Below are 18,008 nucleotides of genomic sequence, written 5' to 3' on the forward strand. Positions count from 1 at the left end.
GTAGAAATAGTGGTGCTATTGGTTAACTTGCGGTTTATGCCAGTTCGACTTCCTTGACTGAGGCTGGAGATAAAAATTCGTACAACTCACCGTAAGGAATAGGACGAGAGAAGTAATAGCCTTGCATTAAGTCACATCCACATGCCTTTAGAATCGCGAAGTGCTCGTTCGATTCTACGCCTTCAGCCAATACCACCATGCCGAAATTCTTACCTATCGCGATGATGTTTTGAACCATGGTAAGAGACTGTTGATCAACTGCAATGTTCTCAATAAAGCTCTTATCGATTTTAAGTTCATCGATAGGGAGTGCTTTCAACATGCTTAGTGATGAATAGCCTGTACCGAAGTCATCTAAAGATATTTTAATATTCTTTTCGTGTAAGGCCTCGAAAATAGGTTTTACTATGTCTACGTCTTCAATGAACAGGCTTTCAGTGATCTCTAATGTTAGACAACTTGCAGAGAGCTGATACTTCTCCAGCGTTGTAAATAAATGCTCAGAGAAAGATCGGTGAGAAAACTGTCGAACAGATATGTTGATCGAAAGCCCGATTTTTTGTTCCGTCGTTCGGTGCAAATGGGCGATCTGCATAATGCTTGACTCAATAATAAAAGAGCCGAGCTTTTGCATTAAGCCAGTGTTTTCAGCCACAGGTATAAAGACATCTGGTGGAACGAAACCCAGCTCGTCATCAATCCAGCGAACGAGTGCTTCTACACCGTGAATACTTTCATCAGCACGGACCAGTGGTTGGAAAACCATGAACAGAGTTTGTTTTTCGATCGCGATACGTAGCCTCTGTTCTACTTTCATTTTGTAGAGGTGAGCGTCTTGCATTTCTGTTGTAAAAATACTGTACGAGTTTTGCTGCTGCTTCGCTTTGTACATTGAAATGTCGGCAGAGCGTAACAGGCTATCTAAATCTTTTCCGTGTTCAGGAAAACGTGCTACGCCAATGCTGCAACCTAACAAGAACTGCGCGCTTTCGACTTCATAAGGTTGAGACAGCACTTCAATAATCCGCTTGGCGAGTCGTTTAATTTCAACTTCATTCGATAAAGGCGTTAAAAATAAAAACTCATCACTGGATTCGCGCACTAAAAGGCTGACTCGAGAGCGGAATCTCATCAAACGTAAAGCGATTTGCTTGAGCACCTTGTCACCGAAGTCGTGTCCGTGGGTATCGTTGACGCACTTGAAGTTATCGATATCGATAAACAATAGTGAGAACGACTCTGACTCATCTTCAATCCATTTACCAATGTTTCTACGCATGTATAAACGGTTGGGTAGAGAGGTTAACGGGTCATGATTCGCTTGGTAGATGAGTTGGCTTCGAGTGCGTTGTTCGTTTTTGGCAATCGATTTTACTAAAAAGTAGAAACCAAATTGAAGAAAAATAAAGGCAACAAAAAGAATGCCAAACTCTTTTACGAATATGACATCGACGTGCGATAGGTCTGTACGGCCGACCACCCAAAGCTTGTAGTCTGGAATGTATTTAGCGCTAACGAGCGAGTGGTATGTGTCGTCACTGATACTGAAAGAGTACGTGTCTTTACCGGTTTTTGCTTCTTTGACACTGACATTTACTTGTTCTAAAAAATTTTTGGTAATGCGTTTCATCAGGTCGTTAGCAACAGGTTTCAAATAGGCGTCAAGAGATTCGATGTCGCTAGAAAAGAACTGACGATAGTTGTCTGTTCTAAGCAGGGTTAACGTGTTGTAGCTACCTGCGTGTGCGTTGCTTTCAAATACGATCGTACTGTCTAAACGCAAACCCGCAGTCATGACTGCATCGACGTGCTTGCCATCGATTGAAATCGACTTTCTTAGCGGAATTACTAGGCTGTTAAGTGAGTCCTGGAAATAGGTACGTCCCAACACCATTTTTTCGCTAGACATGGCCTCGAGAAATGAATCTCTGGTGTATGAGTCGTTAAGCAAATTATGCTGATCGGATAGCTGTAGGTTCGAGCTAATTGCAAGGTAATCACCTTCAGGGTTAAGTAACCCAAATGCGGCTATCGCGGGGTGAGTATCAAGTAGCTTATCTAATATTGGTCGAATCTGGATAGAAGCCGTGCGAGTAAAGTCAGATTGTTGGGCTAACTGGTGCCCAACAACTTCAAGTAGTGCTTCTTGGCTGGTCATCAGCGAGCTAACAGAGCTAGAAAAAAGTTCTACCTGAATGTGCTGTTGCTCCGTGAAATCGTCTCTGTTTGCTTGCCACTTACTTATGCCCAACACAGCGAAAAGTATCAGGGTAAGCAGTACGATCAGAACATACAGCGACCAGATATTTTTCTTAAATAGAGCCATGAGATGCCTTTTGTTAATTACTACTTAAACAGAGAGCAAGTGACAAACTAGTGGATTGTCAGCGTGATTCATGCAACGAAGGATACAAATATCAATAATGAAAGTATTAATGATTAAATAGTGTAACGACTACGAGCAGAGATTCTTGAGCGAAATATTAGTATTCAGAATTTTGATGACGAATAACCCATGGTTAATCACAGTTTATAGTTAGCAAACAGTCGTCGTTTATAGCAGTAACGCTAATCGAGCTCTGGCTTCAAGCGGAGGTAGCCGTTAGCTACATAGTAAAAAGCTTACTCCATGAGGTTTTATTCTCACGGTGAATAAGCTTCTTATGCACACGATGCACGCTATGTCAGTAAGATTAACAGTAGCACTGAGTGAAGTTGAATTACTTTTCAGTTACGGCGATAGGTAGCTTCTCGTTAGCGCCCCACTCAGTCCATGAGCCATCGTAAACGCCCATTTCACCTGTATAGCCAGCGAGTTTAGCGGCCAATAATATGATGCAGGCTGTTACTCCAGAGCCACAGCTAAAGAACATAGGTTGAGAAGGGGCGATCTCTATAGTGGAAAATATCTCAATTAACTCTTGTTGAGTTCTTAATTTGCCATCATTTAATACCTGAGCGAACGGTAAGCAAACTGAGTTTGGAATGTGGCCACTGCGTAAACCTTCACGTGGTTCAGGAACTTCTGAATCGAAGCGAGCTTGAGAACGCGCATCTACGATGTTTGCGCTCTTGTCAGTTGAGTAACTTTCAATCTGATGAGCATTTACAAAATAGTTGTCTTGAATATTGCCTTCAAAGTTGCCCGTTTTCACTTCGGTTCGATAGTCAGTCTCTGTCGCGTAACCGGCTTCGATCCACGCTGGTAAACCACCATCTAAGATGTATACGTTGTTGTGTCCCATTGCCATAAACATCCACCACGCACGGGGCGAAGCGAAGGTTCCGGCGTTATCGTAAACCACAATCGTACTGTCTTGATTGATGCCAATTTCTTGTGCACGTATGTTGAAGTGTTTTTCTGTCGGGAACATGTGAGGAAGCAGAGTGTGCTTATTACAAAAGTCTTTGTCGTAATCAAAACGAATCGCGCCAGGAATCATTTGTCCTTTGATCTTTTCTGACTCACTTGGAATCTGAAATTCGATACTGGCGTCGAGGAGGATGATGTTGTCTTTTTCTAGCAAACGTTGTTGAAGTTGTTCTGGTGAGATGAGTGGCTGATTCATTATTGTTATATCCATTCTTGTTGTTATAGCTATTGCTGAAGTTATACAGATTCGTGTTGATACATCGATTAGTGCCGTTATATCGATTCGTCTCGTTATATCGACGACTAAGGCGCAGTCCGGCAGTGGATGAACTGATAACTGCTTTGTCCGGTTATTTGATTGTTTAATGTATCAAGCGCGACCACAGAATCAATAGGGCAGTCTGTGGTTGGAGTAATAGAGACGCGAAATACGTCATTATCTTTTGTCTGAACCGTAAGATAACGCCTGTGTCCATCTAAGGACTGAGTGAGCGTGTTCGAAATTACTTTGGCTTGAATGCGTTGTCCCGTCTCAGATGTTAGCGGTAAATAGGTAAGGGCCAATAGCACCCCCACACCGCACATCAATATAAAGAGACCTATTTTTAACTGTTTCATGGGAGTAAGTCTTTGAAGGTTATATTGAAAATATAAGTGAGATTGGCGGTAAAGTGAATGCTACTAGCTAAGAAAGCTGAATTAACCGCTCTTCGGCGAAAACAAAAAAGTGAGCATTTCTGCTCACTTTCTACCTACAAATAATCAATTTTGAATCTGTTTCGTCATAGACCCGCTAACGACAAGTTAGCTGCTGTTAAACGACTTACCTGCTGTTAATGACTTACTGCCAGACAATCTGAGAATCGCCGCTAGAAATCACTTGTTGTAATGGAGGCTGACCATCGTAGAACCAAATCTCTATCAAGAGTGCTTCATGGTTTACCGGTGCTGCAAAGTTGGAGGCGAACACACCATTGTCTAGTGGACCTGCAATGACTTTACTGGAGTAATCCGGCTTCAAGGTTGAGTCATCTCTTGCACTAAATCGGCTATAAACGGTCACAAAAGAACGGTCTGTCGAAATGCTGCTGATGTCGATGTCGAGATCAAATTGTTCAACAGAGCTGTAGTCAAACCCGTCAGGTACCACCAAATCACTCATCGTATAGCTTTGCGCAGCTACCGCACTTGTCGCGGGAGACGGCGAAGGCGTTGCTGTTACCGGAGTCGAAGGGGTTGCAGGTGTCGAGGGTGTAGATGGCGATGGAGTAGATGCACTTCCGCCTCCACCGCCGCCGCCCCCACAACCGGCTAGTACTAATGGAGCTGCAGCTAAAATAACGGCTAGTGACTTCTTCATGTTCCAAGTGCTTTGTACAGACATACGTTTTTCCTCAGAGAGATTGCGACTTGAATCAACGCAATGATTGTCTCGATATTGTTTAGTGTGAATAGTCATAACGTCTCTCCTTATGGTTCGTAACGTTGGTTGTCTGCAGGTGATTGGTACCATGTTTGGTTCGTGTCACCACCGGATTCTGCGAATTCTTTAAACTCTGGGTAAGCGGTCACAATATCGACGTACTCTAGAGGCCACTCCCATTCGTCATCCGAAGTCACAATCAGAGCCCAAGGGTGGTTTTCTACTGTTTTGAAGTATTTACCTGTTGATGGATTACTGTCATCAACGCCTAATCCAGCTTCAAAGAGGTTCGTGGTATCAAATGCCTCGGTTGGCGCTTGGTCTGGCAAGTGAACCTCCCAGCTGCGCCCTGGATGTAGAGGTAGGTTTTCACCGTGATAATACCCAGGCGTTGCAAAAATGAACGGGTCGTAAGGCATATCGGTCCAACTGCCAGTACTCACACCGTCACCGGCTAAAGTAATACCAATTTGGAATGAGAACTGCTCATCCTCTTTACATCCATTACTGGTGCGGTAGAAGGTACAGCCAGTGCTGATTTTTTCTGTCAGGTCATTGGCGATTACAAATATTGCTTCGCTACGTCCATCTTCTAAGTCGAGGTCAGTGAATACACCGTTGTGTTTCATGTAAGAGTTACCACTACTTACTAAGCTCGGGTCTAAGTTAGGAAGTCGAACAGCAAAACCATTTCTATACGATGCCCCGACAGCAGCTAACCGTCCGTCGATAGTGGATTTAACTACTTTTCCGTCTTTTAAGATTTCTGTGATTCGATACATAAGCACGGCATCATTCATGTCGTAGTCGGCTTTATAAGGCCAGTTATCTTCATACGCCAAGGTTGCGTAACCAGAAGCACTTGGGAAGTAACGGGCTGTAGCGCCGTCGTTAAGAACATCAACTTGAATATCAACTACCTCGCCAGAGGTTGAACCGCCAAAGTAACTTAGGTTGGTTTGTTGGCTGAATCTAAATCTAGCCCACGTAGTACCGGTAAGCGCGTTGATATCAACATTAAGGAACAGATCGTTTTCACCAGCATCGAGCGCGTAATCTGTAAACACCTGTTCGTTGGCACCATCGAAGCTGCCATCTTGGTTCCAGTCGATCCAAGCTGAAAGGTAACCGGTTGTTGAAGCTTCAATCACAACTTTTGAATCAAATCCGGCTTCAAGTGCGGTTACAAAACCGATACCTCCGTTTGCCCATTCATCATCCACTCCAACGGTTTCGTCTGATTGTGGTGTGACATAACCATCCAAATCCGCATCTGGAGGTGTTGTACCTAACCATGTGATGCCATCAAGTTCATGTCGAGGGCCATTACTTGCTAAAAGAGTCAGGTAGCTATCTGGCGCGTCACCGAAGTCGATATTTGAATCCTCATCAACAACTGGGGCATTAGCACAGCGAGCACCATCGTTTTGGCCAGAAGCTGGGCCATTCGATACAAACTCAACGGCAGGAACAATCCCAGCTGCGATGTTGGCCGCGTTGTCTGGAGATAAGTTGATACGGTATATTTTACCGTCTTGATTTCGAGATACGTAGTAGTAGCCGTTTACATCGAAATAACCTGCGCCGAATGTGCCAGTTTCTCCAGTATCACCGATGTAGGTTTCTGCACCAGTTGTAGGGTTGAAGCTGTACAAACCACCAGAGTTATTGTCGATACCATATAAAGAGCCATCACTTGGGTGGAAGGCAAAATCAGTCAATCTTACAGTTGCTGGGCTTCCTGCGATTTTGTTGACCGTAACAGTTGCATTAGGATCTGAATCGAGAGGGGATAGATCAACAGTGAACAGCCCCTTACCGGTGCGGTAGAGGTAGTAAACATGGTCGTAGACATCGCCTACATAGAAGGTATGGTCGGTTGGTAAGCCGCTAGCGTTAATTACTTCGGCTTGGAAATCCTGGCCAAGGCGCACTAAGCGTTTGTTGGTTGTGTCATAGCCATAGATATATCTGTCTTGAAAGTCGAAACCGACACCATTGATGTTAGCGCTCATTCCCGTGTCGTCTTCCAGCAGAGTTGTTGAGCCGGTCACTAGGTTAACCCCCCAAACTTGCACTGGGGTCGATTGAAAGAGGTAAGCCTTACTAGGGCATGTATCGAAGGGCGCTGCGTTGGCGACCAATGGCGCGCTTAATAGCAAACTTAACGTTGTAATTCTCATATCTACATCCTTGTGATGGAAGGTATAGGTACTTTACAAGTTACGTGCCATTTTTAACTTATTGATTTTTAATGTTTATATTTTAATGTTTTGAGTTTTTTATTGTATTCTCAAAATGAGAACTCAAATGAAACTAATCTCTCATAAAGTCTTTCAAATTGATAAAGCGATTTGAGAAGCTGATGTTGAGACCTAAAAAAGCCCTGACATATAGTCAAGGCTTAGGTTTTCGATAATAGGGGATATGATTTAGTTTATCCACACACTGAACAATTAGGCATCTTCATTAAATTCATTTCTCGCCAACTGTGCGACATAGCATCGAGAATTAAAAGCTTGCCTTGTTTTGGTTGTCCAAACTTAGCAATAACCTTGATAGCTTCCAAAGCTTGAGCCGCGCCCACCATACCAACAACAGGCGCCATCACACCAGCTTCAACACAGCTTAGAGCAGCGTTGCCAAATAGGGCACTTAAGCACTGGTAGCACGGTGCATCTGCGTCTTGATAAGTGAACACACTGAGCTGACCTTCCATGCGAATCGCTGCACCTGATACAAGTGGCGTTTTAGAGGCGTGACACAAGCGGTTGAGTTGATTGCGCGTTTCAACGTTGTCACTGGCATCAAGAACAAGCGAGTGTGTTTCAATCAACTTGCCAAGTGCTTGGTCATCAAGCCTGTGGTCAACAGTTTCAATCGTCAGGTGAGGGTTCAGTGCCTGTAACGATTCAGCGGCTGAATCCACCTTCTTTTTACCAATATCAGCATCGGTGTGAAGCACTTGTCGCTGTAAATTTGAAAGTTCGACAACATCATCGTCGATCAGTGTCAGCTTACCAATACCGGCAGTCGCTAGATATTGAGCAGAGGCGCAACCCAAGCCGCCGGCACCCAGTACCAAGATTGAGCTCTGTTTCAGCGCTTCTTGGCCTTCAAAATCAAACTGTTTAAGAATGATTTGACGGTTGTAGCGAAGCATCTCTGCGTCAGACAGTATTTCCATCATCAAGCCTCGTTAGTAAAGCGTTGAGTTAAACAGTTGAATCTGAACCGTTTCACCGACTTCAACACGGCCACGTTCACGCTCTAGAACCACAAAGCAGTTTGCTAAGCTCATTGAGCGGAAAGCGCCTGAACTTTGGTTACCTGTTGTTTCTACAACAAATTGACCGTTTTCAATTGAGTAAATACCACGTTGGTAATCAGTACGACCTGGGCCTTTTTTGAATGCAGATTTAGTAATAGCAGGGATCGACTCTGGTGCCGTCCATGCGGTGTGACCTGAAAGTTTAGCCAGCATAGGTTGAACCAAAACATACATGGTCATCATTGCCGACACTGGGTTACCCGGTAAGCCACAGAACCACGCGTTATCTAATTCACCGAATGCGAACGGTTTGCCCGGTTTGATTGCCAGTTTCCAGAAGCCGATTTGGCCGATCTCTTCCAAAATGTCTTTGGTGTAATCCGCCTCACCAACACTCACGCCACCAGAAGTCACAACCACGTCTGCTATTTGCTGTGCTCTTTCGAAGGTTTCTTTAAGCGTCGCAGGACAATCTGGGATGATACCCAAGTCGATAGCTTCACAACCAAAGGCTTCGATTAATGGTTTAATACCGTAACGGTTACTGTCGTAGATCTGACCGTCTTCAAGAGGTTGACCTAATGGCTTTAGCTCATCGCCAGTAGAGAAGAAAGCGACTTTAGGCTTATGTAACACTGTCACGTGGCTCACACCCAATGAAGCAATCATTGGAATGTCACGAGGTGTTAAACGCTCACCGCGGCTAAGAACGATATCGCCTTGTTTGATGTCGTCACCAGTAGGGCGAATGTTATTGTTCAGCTTTATGTTGTCTTGTTGAATCTCAATACCAGCCTCAGTTTCGGCCGTATTTTCTTGCATGATGACGGCGTCACAACCTTCAGGGATCTTTGCGCCAGTCATAATGCGAATACAGGTATTGCTTGGCCATTCACCTTCGAACGGTTGGCCTGCAAAAGATTTGCCTGCTAATGGTAGTACTTTACCGTTTTCTAGATCTGCTAAGCGCAATGCATAGCCATCCATTGCTGAGTTATCAAAAGGAGGTACGAAAATAGGGGAAAGAATATCTTCAGCAAGGACATAACCTAATGCTTCAGCAAGAGGTAGAGATAAAGTCGTTTGGATTGGTTTGATTGGTGATAGCAGCTTATCTAGTGCTTCTTCAATTGGCATTAAGCCCGGAGCGTCGCAACAGCCCATAATTGAAATCCTTTGGTCGTTATTATTTTGATTTGGTGGTTGGCAATGGTGGCTCAATAATTATCAAATCACGTTTGTTCGCCAACGAAATTGCAGCTACTTTAGCATAGTTTAAGCCCCGTAAATAATGACCTCCCTTAAAATATGGGTGTATTTATTCAAAATTCCGAGTATCCTTGTTTGCCATCCAGAAGGGGCAATAAAAGAGGAAGTTCAATGTCAGGTCTTAGCGAATCAGCGAAGTTGGTTAAAGATGCGCTAGCAAGCCGCGGATTAGAGACACCAATGCGTCCTAACCAGGTTAGCCGAGAAGAGAAAAAGGAACGAATCGAACACCATATGCGTGAGATTCTCACTCTCCTTGAACTTGATCTTGCAGATGACAGTCTGGAAGAAACACCACAACGTATTGCGAAAATGTATGTGGATGAGATTTTCTCTGGTTTGGATTACGCCAATTTCCCTAAAATCACCGTGATCGAAAACAAGATGGGTGTTCGTGAGATGGTACGAGTAAAAGACATTACCGTTACCAGCACATGTGAGCATCATTTAGTCACCATTGATGGTAAAACCGCAGTCGCTTACATTCCTCAAGGTAAGATCATTGGTCTTTCGAAGATCAACCGAATCGTTCGTTTCTTTGCTCAGCGTCCACAAGTTCAAGAGCGCATGACACAGCAAATCCTTGTAGCATTGCAAACGCTACTAGAAACGGATGATGTTGCTGTAACCATGGATGCGGTTCACTACTGCGTAAAATCTCGTGGTGTTATGGATGCAACCAGCGAAACGACAACAACTGCACTGGGTGGTATTTTTAGATCAAACCCAGCAACGCGCCACGAATTCTTACACGGCTTGCGTTAATACATTTCGTTATTTGATGAACGCGATTTAGCCTCTGTAAATTGATGTTCGTTGAAATATATTCTAAGCCTCGCTTTCTGCGGGGCTTTTTTGTGCTTGTAAAGAAGTTAACGGCAATAACTGCGAATGTCGTCATTCCCTAGAGTGAAGAATGAGCGACTCATTCACTTTCGTCATTCCCTAAAGTGAGGAACGAACGTAATAGGGAATCTGTTTTGATTAGGCGTTTATTAGTGTGGTTAGCGGGAGATCCTCGACTCAGTCGTTCCTCCTTCTCGAGGATGACGGCGAGTGAGGTAAAATACGAGGGTGGGTGTTCAGTGTGTATTCTACGCCAGCCTTTTAGAAGCAAACGCTGCTGATCTTGCAGAATGAGCGACTTAGTCACTTTCGTCATTCCCTAAAGTGAGGAACGAGCGTAATAGGGAATCTGCATTTTCGATGTGGGTTGGTTGGAACGGAAATTAGATGCGCTCTACAGAATCTATAAAGCGCAAATTTGGGTACAGCCGCTGGTGGAATGCTTAAGTAAGATTAAACAAACGCTTAAAGTGGTGAACAAAACCGGACGGCTTATTCTCAGCTTGATAGAGGTTCAAACCATCATAAAAACTGGCCATAAACTCTACGCGAATCTCATCATCACTGCTTCTCGATATACGAGACAACAGCGTAGCGGCTACAGCAGCATGATCATTGGCAAGGCTGTAATCCATTCCTAGTCGTCCTTGAATGAACAACCACAAATGCGTCACTAATTTTAACTGCTGGGCGTTAGAGTTTTGAAACTTGTCGCTGTACTCAGTGCCCACTGTATTATCGAATACATTTTGCATCGCCTCATTCGCTTCTTTATTGCTTTCAAAGCGATAGCTTGCATCGATATGTACTTTGGTTAACAGGCCAAGCAACGTCTGGCGTGCAGAGTTATCAGGCTTATTCTCACAAGCATGTCTGAAAAGAGCATGGTTTTCATCAATAAATGATGATAGCTCTTTCTCGTAGCCTGTTGAGAGCGCTTTTACTGAATCGAGACCAGCGAGCTGCAAACACACTTCGAGCTTAGTTTGGCGCTGAGGTTCAGTCTGAGTTTGGATCTCAGTCATTACTCTGTAGTTCTTCCCATGTGACTTCTGCAGATTGCGTGTCGCTGTTTACGAACGCAGAGTTACCCGACAGCATTACTGAAAGGTCCATAGTACGTTGTGTCATCGCTGCTAGTTGCTCAATACCATCGTTGTCTAGACGAACGATCTGAGCTTTCAGGTAACCGAACTTACCTTTGTTTTGTTCCCACCAAACATTCGATTTAGTGTTGAAGCTGAACACGCTCACAGACTTAGATAAGCGAGTCGCTTTCTTAACGCGTTCTGGATCGGGTTCGCCAACATCAATCCACTCTAAGATTTGGTCATCTAACGACTTCTGCCATAAATCGGGTTCTTCAATGCTAGACAACCCTTTAGTGAACTCAAGTTCAGGAGATGCATTGATACAGAAAGCAATGATACGAGCCATCATGCGCTGTTCTGTTTCAGAAGGGTGTTGTGCAACCGTTAGATTAAAAGAGTCGTAATAGTCGCGATTCATATCGGTTAAAGAGATACGAAACTTATAGATTGTCGGTTTAAGAGCCATTGATAGGGTGTCTTAGGTAGAAATAGTGAGGGGGAATATTACCTTAAATCTCTGAATAGCGGGTAAAAAAATAGCCAGCAGAGGCTGGCTATTTTTAGAAAGCTTTAAAATACTAAATTAAAGTACTTTGATGCTGTCAGCTTGAGGGCCTTTTTGACCTTGAGATACAGTGAACTCAACTTGTTGGCCTTCAGCAAGAGTTTTGAAACCGTCGCCTGTGATTGCAGAGAAATGTGCGAATACGTCTGGGCCGTTTTCTTGCTCGATGAAGCCGAAGCCTTTAGTTTCGTTGAACCATTTTACTTTACCAGTAACTGTGTTAGACATGATGATATCCTAAAATTAAATTTTTATTATGAGCCAATTGTGGCACTGATAGCGTGGAAAAGTTTATTGCTATTGCGTACAACACAACGGGGTTACTAGTAATCCAACGAAATGTTTATATACAAAGAACTTTCTTTCTAGCCGAGATGAAGTCTAAATCAAATCAGGGGATAGTCAATCGAATCCATAGTGAAAGGTTGCAGAAACTTGGGGGTAGTCAAACTTTGCATTCCTTAAATATCATGGAGTTACAGTTATATGGTGATTTGTTGTCATTTTTGTGAAAATGGTGGTCGAAATTGATGACGAATTTGGAGTGAATGCACTGTTTTAGCGCATTTCTTTTTGCAAATTAGAAGCCGCTAACTGGGTGTTGAGCCCACTTTTAACGGCTTATATTTATCACTGTCGTTATAAGGAAAATGTCTTTACTTGAACGAGAACTAGACTACTTTTTCAAGCGGTACAGGTTGCCATTATCGGTACTGAAAAAGATGTCGCCGCTTGGTGAAGTTTCGATGTCTCTTATCCTTTCGCCTAAGTCTTCTAAAATACGCTCTTCCTTGATTGCCTCACCTTGTTCATTGACTGTCACAATATTAATGTGAGTAAGCTTAAGAGCGCCAGCCAGCAGCTTTCCTTTTAACTCTGGGTATTTATCGCCTTGGTAAACAATCAAGCTCCCCGGAGCGATTGAAGGAACGTAGACTTTTTTAGGCGCTTCAATACCATCTTTGGTTTTAGACTCGCCAACGCTAATTGGGCCCCAATACTCTTTTCCGTGCGATGTGACTGGCCATCCATAATTGGCGCCTGCTTTTATTAGGTTGATTTCATCACCACCGCGCGGGCCGTGTTCAATCGACCAAAGCTTTTGAGTCGGGGCATCATAGAACAACCCTTGTGGATTACGATGGCCATAGCTCCAAATCTCATTGAGTACCTTGTTGTTGTCAGTGAATGGGTTATCGCTTGGCGTGCTTCCATCGGCATTTAATCGCAATATTGAGCCAGCATGAGTCATGGTGTCTTGGCCGTTGTCCCTGTCACCACGATCGCCGATTGAAAAATACAGGTGGCTCTCATCAAAGGTGATACGGCTACCAAAGTGACGCCCTGTGTCCGTTCTGGATTTCGACACAAACACGTCTGTCCAATTAGTGATTTCATTATTACTGTAATTAGCAGAAGCCAGTGTCGTTACACCTTCACCATCGACCTCTTTACTGTAAGTGACGTAGAACCTTCCGCTTTCAAAAGGAGAGAGTGCGATATCCAATAATCCACCTTGGCCTTTCGCCCAAACATTTGGCAGCCTGAACAGTGTGTTTTGATCACCGGTCTTTAAATCAATGTGTTTAATGACGCCTGATTTTTCTGTTACTAGCATGGAGTTGTCGTTGATATAAGCCAACCCCCAAGGGATCACGAGTCCGTCGGTGATCTTCTCTGCCTGCCACGCAAAGGCTGACGTTGTAGGAGCAAGGGCAAGCAACGCCAAAGCACATGGGAAAATACGGTGATGAGTGTTCATTGAAGTCTCTTGATTATGAGCGTCTAGTGTTAGTCTAGCGCCTGTGGTCGATAGGCGGAAAGTTGAGGTTACTGAAAAGTGACTATTCACATATTTAGTTGAACGTCTATTGTATGATTATACAAGCTCACGTATGTTTACTGTGCCTTTCTCTATTTGATCCAGTCGGAGCATTATGAACAACTCGCCAGCAGCGTTTCCACTATTCTCTCTGTTTTTATGTTGTGAGTTAGATACGCACGTTTTTTCTTCGAACGGACGTATTAAACGATGAGTCGTCGATTTGATTTTAAATCGATCTTACTTGCGTGTTTGGTCATCAGTATCGGTCAGCTCAGTATGGGTCTTGTGTTCCCATCACTACCTTGGATCGCCAAAGACTTCGATGTATCACTAGAGCAAGCTCAGCTTTTGGTGAGCGTGTACCTATTAGGTTTTGGGCCTTCCCAGTTTATTTATGGTCCTATTTCCGATGCTCTCGGCCGCAAGAAAGTTCTGCTGAGCGGATTATTAATCGCCATGCTTGGACTATTGATGATCATTTTCTTCAGCCACTCGTTCACCAATATGGTGATGGGGCGATTTTTGCAAGGTCTAGGAACCGGCTGTTGCGCTGTACTTGCTCGCGCTTCGACGCGCGATAGATTCAACGGTGCAGACTTGCCTTTGGCGATGTCTTATATTGCGATGGTTGCGTCTATAACACCTTTGATCGCGCCTGTTATCGGTGGGTTTATTAACTTCCACTTTGGCTGGAGTATGGTGTTTATCTCACTACTTGGCTATGTCTCATTGGCTTGGGTGGTATTGGCGTTCAAGTTTAAGGAAACCGTCACTCAGGTTTCAGCTATCCCTTCACCGAAGAACATGGTTTCTCAATATAAAGAGTTACTTACTTCTCGTTATTTTATGAGCTTTGCGAGTATCGGTTGGCTTAACTTTAGCTTGATGATCACCACCGTATCAGTGATGCCATTTATCATGCAAAACCAGATTGGCATGACGTCAGATGAATACGCGATGTGGGCGGTGATTCCTGCATTAGGCATGCTGGGCGGAACAAGCTTATGTAACCGTATTCGCCCTATGCTGGGCAACAAGAAAACTCTGTTATGCACACCTGTATTACATGTTGCTGCGGCGTTATGGCTTTTCTTTTGTCCACTTGAGCCACTGTATTTAATGCTTGGCCAGTTCTTGATGATTCTTGGCAATGGTATTGCGTTACCTTGTGCTCAGGCCTTGGTGATGTTGCCTTATAAGAAGAACGCTGGCGCGGCTGCTGCGATGTCCGGCGGAGGGCAGATGGTGGTGTCTTCAATGGTGAGTATGGGGCTAGTTCAATTAGGGCTAGGAGAAGCGTGGCATCTATCGCTTGTCATCATGTTGTTCACACTGATTACCCTGTTTAATATTTTACGTGGTTTCAGTAGCCAAGAAGCGAGAGAGTCACAGCTGAGCTAGTTATTTGGCTATTTAATTATTTGTTATTTATTATTTAGCTAGCTAGCGAGTGAAAAACGAAAAGGCCACTGAAGTTTATGATTTCAATGGCCTTTATTATGCTTAGAGCTTAGAGCTTAGAGCTTAGAGCTTAGAGCTTAGATTTAAACTGAAATGCCCGAACTATTCACAGACGACTGCAACCTTCTCACTTGCTGCAGTATTGGCTGGAACTGGATGATCGATCAGTCGGATAGGGGACTCATACAAAGCCGATAGCGCTTGTTCATCAAGCAACTTATCCGCGCTGCCTTCGAACGCAATCTGACCTTTTTTCAGGGCGACAATATGCGTCGCGTAACGAAGCGCTAGGTTCAAATCGTGCAAAATAACGATCACCCCAACATCTTCTTTTTTGTTGAGTTCAGACAGTAAGCCCATTAGCTGAAACTGATGATGAACATCCAATGCAGAGGTCGGTTCATCAAGGATCAATACCGGTGACTGCTGAGCTAGTAACATAGAGACCCATGCTCGTTGACGTTCTCCTCCAGACAAATCATCCGCCAAAGCTTGTGAGAATTCAGTGACACCTGTTCTTTCCATCGCTTGTTGGATAATCGATTTGTCTTCTGAATTCCAACGACCTAGTGCGCCTCTCCATGGGAAACGCCCTAAACGAACCAGCTCTTCTACGGTTAAGCCTGCAGAAGCAGGAAGCTTTTGCGGTAAATAAGCAATCTTCTTTGCTAACTCTTTGCTTTTGAATGAAGAAAGGGAAGCACCGTCTAGTTCCACGCTGCCATGATCCGGAGACATTTGCCCTGAGAGCAAATTAACGAGTGTAGATTTACCCGAACCATTATGGCCAAGAACGACGGTCAGTTCGTTGGTCGGAATCGTGAGGTCTTCGATTGAGAGAATCGTTCGTTCATCACGAACAATTTTGATGTTTGAAAGCTGAAACATGTCAGTCCTGTGCCTAGGCTAATAAAGCGCTTCAGTGAAATTAAACGAGCTTTATTGGCTTTTAAAAATAGAGGGTGTTATTGAGCTGTTTTTTTGTTGTCGGGGTGTCTTGGGCAATCGTCGCAGTACTTTCTTGAATCACACTTATAAACCAAACAGCAGCTGATTCTGATCAGTTTTAACATCCCCGAATTAGAATCCACTTTAAGGCTGTCTAAATGATTTTCAGGCAACTGACATGCTTCTAACCAAAGCTTTGCTTGTGCAGTAATGTAATCGTTGGTTAGGCTTGGTTCGTGTTGCTGAAGTTTTATCAAACTGCCTAACAATAGATCGGCCAATAAATGATTGGTAAACCCTGGGCGAATACGTGTCCATTCACTGATCTGGCTTCGATAAAACTCAGTCAGTGCAAGAATGGCTTCACCAGCACCTGGAATCAGCTCTTCTGGTGAACCATGTTTATGATCACCATTAAAGAAGCGGTAACCAGTAATGAACTCTTTGTATCTAAATTGACCGATATTCTTGATGTCGGGCAATGAATGAAGCCCATAGATAGAAATGAAAGTCACATAGATAGGCTGCCAACACACGAGATCCCAGGTTCGCGTTAACCAATACGCTTTGCCTGCTTCCGGGTGACTTTTCGAAAGACCATCGTAAACCCGTTTGAGTTCTTTATGGCTATCCTCATTTGTTACCGCAATGCTCTTGCTATTAAGCGCACCAAAGCTTCCGCTTAAATAGGGGGTCACTTGTTTTGAGTAAGCGAAGATTTTTTGATGTAGAGACGGGGCTTTCCGACGAGTGATAATATTGTGCAGTTGGGGAAGCATCTTAAATCAATAAATGAGAATCAGTTGCGTTATCATAACGAACATAATCGAGGATAACCATACAAAATGGAGCATATATTCGGTGCCTCTGTCTTTTGGTCATTTTATAGAACACACATGAGCGCTTCTTTTTTTGAGTGATAAAAGCCGCTTTAAATGATAAAAGTATTGGTGAATCGAATATGTCGCTGCCAACTATAGAGAATATGAAAGCTTAAATATGAACACACCTGCATTTTGTCGTATCAGTCGCGTTTTGACCTATATCCATTCGAACCTTAGCTCCTCGCTATCGTTAGAAGATATTGCGACACAAAGCTGTTGGTCTCGTTGGCAGCTTCAGAGAGTGTTTCAAGCCGAAACAGGGCTTACTGTGGCTAACTATGTGAGAGAGCTAAAGTTAAGCCAAGCTGCAGAACACCTGCTTGATGGAAAAGAGCGCGTGATAGATATTGCTCTTGGGCTCGGGTTCAATTCAGAAATAAGCTTTAGCCGCTCGTTTAAGCAGATGTTTGGGTCTAGCCCAAGTCAGTATAGAAAAGCAGGAAAAAGAGTCGGGCTAAGAAAGCCGATACAAGTATCTGAAACAGCGAGTACTTCTGAAAAAGGGGCGTTAAGCTTTGTGGAAGTGCGCATTGATGAAAGAGAGTCTTTCCTAGTGAAAGGTATGACATCAGAAATCAGTGGTTTGTTTTCACTCACGCAAGACTTCGCTCAGAAAGTCCCTCAGCTATGGTCACGTTTAGAAGGTGAAGTTGAGATCCCTGACGACAACGTGCTCCAGTTCATTGGCGTGGTTGACCTGACTCAGTCTTGCTTTGACGGGACGAATATTCACTATTGGGCAGGGGTAGAACTTCAGGAAGGAATTTCAATCCCGCAATTACCGAGTATTATCTCTGAAAGACTAGAGGTACTGACGGTTCCTAAGCAAACTTATGCTGTAGTGAAGCACTGTGGTCCAATTGAGAATTTACGACACACCTTGAGTTGGTTTGTGCTGAATTGGATGCCAAGTTCAGGTTATCGTGGCGTCGATGGATATGAGCTTGAAGTGTACCCGTTTGCCTATCAAGCACATGCCTCTGACGCTGAAATGGAGTACTGGGTTCCTATTATTAAATCGTAGTCATATTCCCGCTCACTCTCTTCTAGCA

16 protein-coding genes are annotated in these 18,008 nt (G+C 43.9%); 3 read left to right on the plus strand and 13 right to left on the minus strand.

Annotated elements, in window-relative coordinates:
* Window positions 1-34: 34 nt before the first annotated feature.
* The 7 genes from AC3CHU_RS21835 to moeA form a co-directional block, all read right to left on the minus strand.
* The gene (locus AC3CHU_RS21835) at window positions 35-2,326 is read right to left on the minus strand and encodes a putative bifunctional diguanylate cyclase/phosphodiesterase (RefSeq protein WP_488525666.1); all 2,292 of its coding nucleotides are present in this window, start codon (window positions 2,324-2,326) and stop codon (window positions 35-37) included.
* Window positions 2,327-2,720: 394 nt separating this feature from the next.
* Window positions 2,721-3,569 (minus strand): sulfurtransferase, encoded by an 849-nt coding sequence (locus tag AC3CHU_RS21840; protein ID WP_474357239.1) that lies wholly within the window; start codon window positions 3,567-3,569, stop codon window positions 2,721-2,723.
* Window positions 3,570-3,676: 107 nt separating this feature from the next.
* A complete protein-coding gene (locus tag AC3CHU_RS21845) occupies window positions 3,677-3,991 on the minus strand; it encodes a hypothetical protein (RefSeq protein ID WP_488525667.1) in 315 nt (104 codons plus the stop codon).
* Window positions 3,992-4,214: 223 nt separating this feature from the next.
* Window positions 4,215-4,832 carry a hypothetical protein gene (locus AC3CHU_RS21850; RefSeq protein ID WP_488525668.1) on the minus strand — a complete coding sequence of 206 codons (618 nt, stop codon included), beginning with the start codon at window positions 4,830-4,832 and terminating at the stop codon, window positions 4,215-4,217.
* An 11-nt stretch (window positions 4,833-4,843) separates the two neighbouring features.
* The gene (locus AC3CHU_RS21855) at window positions 4,844-6,979 is read right to left on the minus strand and encodes an LruC domain-containing protein (protein ID WP_488525669.1); all 2,136 of its coding nucleotides are present in this window, start codon (window positions 6,977-6,979) and stop codon (window positions 4,844-4,846) included.
* A 254-nt stretch (window positions 6,980-7,233) separates the two neighbouring features.
* Window positions 7,234-7,983, minus strand: a complete 750-nt coding sequence (gene moeB / locus AC3CHU_RS21860) for a molybdopterin-synthase adenylyltransferase MoeB (RefSeq protein ID WP_488526325.1) — start codon at window positions 7,981-7,983, stop codon at window positions 7,234-7,236.
* 12 nt (window positions 7,984-7,995) lie between these two features.
* Window positions 7,996-9,231 (minus strand): molybdopterin molybdotransferase MoeA, encoded by a 1,236-nt coding sequence (gene moeA / locus AC3CHU_RS21865; protein ID WP_488525670.1) that lies wholly within the window; start codon window positions 9,229-9,231, stop codon window positions 7,996-7,998.
* Window positions 9,232-9,447: 216 nt separating this feature from the next.
* Here moeA and folE point away from each other — a divergent pair, with 216 nt between their 5' ends.
* A complete protein-coding gene (gene folE, locus AC3CHU_RS21870; protein ID WP_004731548.1) occupies window positions 9,448-10,101 on the plus strand; it encodes a GTP cyclohydrolase I FolE in 654 nt (217 codons plus the stop codon).
* 524 nt (window positions 10,102-10,625) lie between these two features.
* Here the strand turns inward: folE and AC3CHU_RS21875 are convergent.
* The 4 genes from AC3CHU_RS21875 to AC3CHU_RS21890 form a co-directional block, all read right to left on the minus strand.
* Window positions 10,626-11,207 carry a hypothetical protein gene (locus AC3CHU_RS21875; RefSeq protein ID WP_488525671.1) on the minus strand — a complete coding sequence of 194 codons (582 nt, stop codon included), beginning with the start codon at window positions 11,205-11,207 and terminating at the stop codon, window positions 10,626-10,628.
* Window positions 11,200-11,739 carry a YaeQ family protein gene (locus AC3CHU_RS21880; RefSeq protein ID WP_004731545.1) on the minus strand — a complete coding sequence of 180 codons (540 nt, stop codon included), beginning with the start codon at window positions 11,737-11,739 and terminating at the stop codon, window positions 11,200-11,202. The genes AC3CHU_RS21875 and AC3CHU_RS21880 overlap by 8 nt, the downstream gene beginning before the upstream one ends.
* Window positions 11,740-11,856: 117 nt before the next feature.
* Window positions 11,857-12,066: a cold-shock protein gene (locus AC3CHU_RS21885; RefSeq protein ID WP_004731543.1), complete on the minus strand. Its 210-nt coding sequence runs from the start codon at window positions 12,064-12,066 to the stop codon at window positions 11,857-11,859.
* 448 nt (window positions 12,067-12,514) lie between these two features.
* Complete coding sequence (locus tag AC3CHU_RS21890; RefSeq protein ID WP_488525672.1) at window positions 12,515-13,600, minus strand: PQQ-dependent sugar dehydrogenase; 1,086 nt, start codon at window positions 13,598-13,600, stop codon at window positions 12,515-12,517.
* Between the two features lie 270 nt (window positions 13,601-13,870).
* On the opposite strand from AC3CHU_RS21890, the gene AC3CHU_RS21895 reads away from it, so the two are divergent.
* Complete coding sequence (locus AC3CHU_RS21895; protein ID WP_102511645.1) at window positions 13,871-15,064, plus strand: multidrug effflux MFS transporter; 1,194 nt, start codon at window positions 13,871-13,873, stop codon at window positions 15,062-15,064.
* A gap of 162 nt (window positions 15,065-15,226) precedes the next feature.
* Here AC3CHU_RS21895 and AC3CHU_RS21900 read toward each other — a convergent pair whose 3' ends face one another.
* Window positions 15,227-16,012 (minus strand): ABC transporter ATP-binding protein, encoded by a 786-nt coding sequence (locus AC3CHU_RS21900; RefSeq protein WP_171309395.1) that lies wholly within the window; start codon window positions 16,010-16,012, stop codon window positions 15,227-15,229.
* A gap of 77 nt (window positions 16,013-16,089) precedes the next feature.
* A complete protein-coding gene (locus AC3CHU_RS21905) occupies window positions 16,090-16,851 on the minus strand; it encodes a siderophore ferric iron reductase (RefSeq protein WP_428783850.1) in 762 nt (253 codons plus the stop codon).
* Window positions 16,852-17,071: 220 nt separating this feature from the next.
* Here AC3CHU_RS21905 and AC3CHU_RS21910 point away from each other — a divergent pair, with 220 nt between their 5' ends.
* Window positions 17,072-17,980: a helix-turn-helix domain-containing protein gene (locus tag AC3CHU_RS21910; protein ID WP_372291888.1), complete on the plus strand. Its 909-nt coding sequence runs from the start codon at window positions 17,072-17,074 to the stop codon at window positions 17,978-17,980.
* The last annotated feature ends 28 nt before the right edge of the window (window positions 17,981-18,008 follow it).

This window comes from Vibrio sp. QJM3NY_39, assembly GCF_057785895.1.

Bases quoted from the DNA above. Each gene is read 5' to 3' on its own strand.
- AC3CHU_RS21835 (WP_488525666.1), bottom strand. From the start codon at position 2,326: ATGGCTCTATTTAAGAAAAATATCTGGTCGCTGTATGTTCTGATCGTA.
- AC3CHU_RS21840 (WP_474357239.1), bottom strand. From the start codon at position 3,569: ATGAATCAGCCACTCATCTCACCAGAACAACTTCAACAACGTTTGCTA.
- AC3CHU_RS21845 (WP_488525667.1), bottom strand. From the start codon at position 3,991: ATGAAACAGTTAAAAATAGGTCTCTTTATATTGATGTGCGGTGTGGGG.
- AC3CHU_RS21850 (WP_488525668.1), bottom strand. From the start codon at position 4,832: ATGACTATTCACACTAAACAATATCGAGACAATCATTGCGTTGATTCA.
- AC3CHU_RS21855 (WP_488525669.1), bottom strand. From the start codon at position 6,979: ATGAGAATTACAACGTTAAGTTTGCTATTAAGCGCGCCATTGGTCGCC.
- moeB (WP_488526325.1), bottom strand. From the start codon at position 7,983: ATGGAAATACTGTCTGACGCAGAGATGCTTCGCTACAACCGTCAAATC.
- moeA (WP_488525670.1), bottom strand. From the start codon at position 9,231: ATGGGCTGTTGCGACGCTCCGGGCTTAATGCCAATTGAAGAAGCACTA.
- folE (WP_004731548.1), top strand. From the start codon at position 9,448: ATGTCAGGTCTTAGCGAATCAGCGAAGTTGGTTAAAGATGCGCTAGCA.
- AC3CHU_RS21875 (WP_488525671.1), bottom strand. From the start codon at position 11,207: ATGACTGAGATCCAAACTCAGACTGAACCTCAGCGCCAAACTAAGCTC.
- AC3CHU_RS21880 (WP_004731545.1), bottom strand. From the start codon at position 11,739: ATGGCTCTTAAACCGACAATCTATAAGTTTCGTATCTCTTTAACCGAT.
- AC3CHU_RS21885 (WP_004731543.1), bottom strand. From the start codon at position 12,066: ATGTCTAACACAGTTACTGGTAAAGTAAAATGGTTCAACGAAACTAAA.
- AC3CHU_RS21890 (WP_488525672.1), bottom strand. From the start codon at position 13,600: ATGAACACTCATCACCGTATTTTCCCATGTGCTTTGGCGTTGCTTGCC.
- AC3CHU_RS21895 (WP_102511645.1), top strand. From the start codon at position 13,871: ATGAGTCGTCGATTTGATTTTAAATCGATCTTACTTGCGTGTTTGGTC.
- AC3CHU_RS21900 (WP_171309395.1), bottom strand. From the start codon at position 16,012: ATGTTTCAGCTTTCAAACATCAAAATTGTTCGTGATGAACGAACGATT.
- AC3CHU_RS21905 (WP_428783850.1), bottom strand. From the start codon at position 16,851: ATGCTTCCCCAACTGCACAATATTATCACTCGTCGGAAAGCCCCGTCT.
- AC3CHU_RS21910 (WP_372291888.1), top strand. From the start codon at position 17,072: ATGAACACACCTGCATTTTGTCGTATCAGTCGCGTTTTGACCTATATC.